Genomic DNA, 3,377 nt, shown 5'->3' on the forward strand with positions numbered 1-3,377 from the left:
CTCGAGCTCGGCGTGGAAGTCTCGAGCTCGGCGTGGAAGTCGGACTCCGGCCCCTCGCGCGATTCGACGGCGAGCGTCTGCAGCACGCTGGGCACCGCCAGCGCATCGGGGGGCTGGATGGAGTCGGGCCAATCGGCGGGTGTGCGCCGCTCGACACCGTCTTCATCCTCGCGCGAATCCCGCGGGCGGGGCGCCGGTGCGGCGCTCGGCGGGGCGACCACGGGCGGCTCGGCGGCGGGCGACACCGACGGCGCCGCGGCGGCGGCATCCAGCGGGCCATCTCCGAACCAAGCCTTCGGGTCGTCATCGTCAGGCACCGAAGGCGTGTCGACCGGCGCCGGCGTGGGTGCAGCCGGCACCGGCTCAGCCGTGGGCGGCGGCGCGGCGCTCAAAGGTCCCGGCGCGGGCGGCGGCACAGCGACCGGCGCCACGCCCGCAGCGGGCGCCCAAGCCTCCAGGTGGATGGTGGCGTCGAACACGTCGGAGCAATGCCCGCAGCGCACCCAGCCATCCGAAATTTTGAGTTGATCGGCCACCACGCGGAACACGGTGCCGCAAGCCGGACAGCGGGTGGTGAAACTCATGGGACCCGATTATCGCGGGCCGCGCCGGGCGGACCTCAAGGCTTGCGCGCGGTCATGAGGATCCAGCCATCCTCTTCGTCGCTGACCTCCAGCGCGAGCCAGGGCGCGTAGGCCTCGCGCAGCTCGTCGGCTTGGCGCGCGAGGATGCCCGCGAGCACCAGGTGCCCGCCGGTGCGCACATGCGCGCAGAGCAGCGGTGCCAGCACCTTGAGCGGCGTGGCCAGGATGTTGGCGAGCACCAGGTCGTGCTCGCCCTTCGCGACGTCGGGCAAGCCGGCCTGCAGCGCCACACGGTTCGCCTCGGCGTTCAGGCGCGTGGACTCCACCGCGGCCGGGTCGATGTCCACCGCCAGGATCTCGCGCGCGCCGTGCTTGGCCGCACCGATGGCCAGGATGCCGGAGCCGCAGCCGTAGTCGAGCACGCGCGGCCCCACGGGCGCGTGCGTGGCCGTCCAGCGCAAGCACATGCGCGTGGTGGGGTGGGTGCCGGTGCCGAAGGCCAGGCCCGGATCGAGCCGGATCACCTCGCGCGCCTGGGCCGGCGGCTCGTGCCACGACGGCACGATCCAGAACGTGGGCGTGATCTCCACCGCCTCGAACTGCGACTGTGTCAGGCGCACCCAGTCCTGCTCGGGCACGGCCCGCACGCCCTGCACGCGGCAGCCGTCGAAGAAGTCCTGCGCGGTCAGCAGCACGGCGGCTTCGCGCGCCCCGGCCTCATCGGGGAACAGCGCCACCACGCGCGAACGCTGCCAGCCCTCCTTGGGCGGTGGCATGCCGGGCTCGCCGAACAGGGCCTGCTCGGCCTCGGTCATGGCATCGGCGTCTTCCACCGACACGCTGAGCGCGTCGAGCGCGTCCAGCGCCTCGCCCACGGCTTCGATGGCCGCCTCGGGCACCACCAGTACCAGCTCGAAGGGCGTGGTCGCGCCGGGCCGTTCAGCGCTCACGTTGCGAGAGCCACTCTTCAAGGTAATGGATGTTGGTGCCGCCAGCCACGAAGTTGGCGTCCACCATCAACTCACGGTGCAGCGGGATGTTGGTCTTGATGCCCTCGACCACCGTCTCGGCCAGCGCGGTGCGCATGCGGGCCAGCGCCTGCTCGCGCGTGTCGCCGTGCACGATGATCTTGCCGATCATGGAGTCGTAGTTGGGCGGCACGAAGTAGTTGGCGTAGACGTGCGAATCCACGCGCACCCCGGGGCCGCCCGGCGGGTGCCACATGGTGATGCGGCCCGGCGAGGGCGTGAACTTGTACGGATCCTCGGCGTTCACGCGGCACTCGATGGCGTGGCCCTTGAGCTGCACCTGGCGCTGCGTGAACGGCAGCTTTTCACCCGCGGCCACCGCGATCTGCGTGCGCACGATGTCGATGCCGGTGATCCATTCGGTCACCGGGTGCTCCACCTGCACGCGCGTGTTCATCTCGATGAAATAGAACTCGCCGTTCTCGAACAGGAACTCGAACGTGCCCGCGCCGCGGTAGCCGATCTTCTTGCAGGCCGCCGCGCAGCGCTCGCCGATCTTCTCGATCAGGCGGCGCGGGATGCCCGGCGCCGGCGCCTCCTCGATGACCTTCTGGTGGCGCCGCTGCATGGAGCAGTCGCGCTCGCCCAGGTAGACGGCGTTGCGGTGCTGGTCGGCCAGCACCTGGATTTCGATGTGCCGCGGGTTCTGGAGGAATTTCTCCATGTAGACCTCGGCATTGCCGAAAGCGGCGCCGGCCTCGGCCTTGGTGGTCTGCACCGCGTGCAGCAGCGCGGCCTCGGTGTGCACCACGCGCATGCCACGACCACCACCGCCGCCCGCGGCCTTGATGATCACCGGGTAGCCCACCGCCTTGGCGGTGCGCTTGATCACCACCGGGTCGTCGGGCAGCGCGCCGTCGGAGCCAGGCACGCAGGGCACGCCGGCGCGGATCATGGCCTGCTTGGCCGACACCTTGTCGCCCATGAGGCGGATGGAGTCGGGCGTGGGGCCGATGAAGGTGAAGCCGCTGCGCTCCACGCGCTCGGCGAAGTCGGCGTTCTCGCTCAGGAAGCCGTAGCCCGGGTGGATGGCTTCGGCGTCCGTCACCTCGGCGGCCGAGATGATGGCGGGCATGTTCAGGTAGCTCTGCCCCGATTGCGCCGGGCCGATGCACACCGCCTCGTCGGCCAGCTTGACGTACTTGGCGTCGCGGTCGGCCTCGGAATAGACCATCACCGCCTTGATGCCCATCTCGCGGCAGGCGCGCTGGATGCGCAGCGCGATCTCGCCCCGGTTGGCGATCAGGATCTTCTTGAACATGGGTGCGCGGCCCTCACTCGATCGCGAACAGCGGCTGGCCGTATTCGACGGCCTGGCCGTTCTGGACCAGGATCTGGGTGACGGTGCCGCTCTTGTCGGCCTCGATCTCGTTGAGGATCTTCATCGCCTCGACGATGCAGATGGTGTCGCCCTCCTTTACCGTGTCGCCGACCTCGACGAACGGCTTGGCGCCCGGGGCCGAGGCGCGGTAGAACGTGCCGACCATGGGGGACTTGACCGTGTGACCGGCGGGCTGCGCGGGCGCGGCCGGCGCAGCGGCAGGCGAAGCCACCTCCACCACCTGGGCCGGGGCTGCGGGGGCCTGCATGGGCGGCATGCTGTAGGTGATGGGGGCGGGCATCACGGCCGGGGTGGCCTTGACGATGCGGACTTTGCCTTCCGCTTCGGTGATCTCGAGCTCCGACACGTTCGATTCCGACACCAGATCGATCAGCGTCTTGAGTTTTCGCAAATCCATGATTTCTCCAACGAAGTTCGGCGAAA

4 protein-coding genes are annotated in these 3,377 nt (G+C 69.9%); all 4 read right to left on the reverse strand.

The window, feature by feature from the left end:
- A partial coding sequence (locus BGO22_RS04700) for a zinc-ribbon domain-containing protein (RefSeq protein ID WP_286849355.1) occupies positions 1 to 584 on the reverse strand: 584 nt, incomplete at its 3' end.
- 35 nt (positions 585 to 619) lie between these two features.
- A complete protein-coding gene (prmA, locus tag BGO22_RS04705; RefSeq protein WP_070399062.1) occupies positions 620 to 1,534 on the reverse strand; it encodes a 50S ribosomal protein L11 methyltransferase in 915 nt (304 codons plus the stop codon).
- Positions 1,524 to 2,873 (reverse strand): acetyl-CoA carboxylase biotin carboxylase subunit, encoded by a 1,350-nt coding sequence (gene accC / locus BGO22_RS04710; RefSeq protein WP_070399063.1) that lies wholly within the window; start codon positions 2,871 to 2,873, stop codon positions 1,524 to 1,526. Before accC ends, prmA begins: the two co-directional genes overlap by 11 nt.
- Before the next feature lie 13 nt (positions 2,874 to 2,886).
- Positions 2,887 to 3,351: an acetyl-CoA carboxylase biotin carboxyl carrier protein gene (gene accB / locus BGO22_RS04715; RefSeq protein ID WP_070399064.1), complete on the reverse strand. Its 465-nt coding sequence runs from the start codon at positions 3,349 to 3,351 to the stop codon at positions 2,887 to 2,889.
- Positions 3,352 to 3,377: the final 26 nt, after the last annotated feature.

Origin of the sequence: Hydrogenophaga sp. 70-12 (genome assembly GCF_001897365.1) — a bacterium.
Classification (GTDB): Bacteria; Pseudomonadota; Gammaproteobacteria; order Burkholderiales; family Burkholderiaceae_C; genus Hydrogenophaga; species Hydrogenophaga borbori.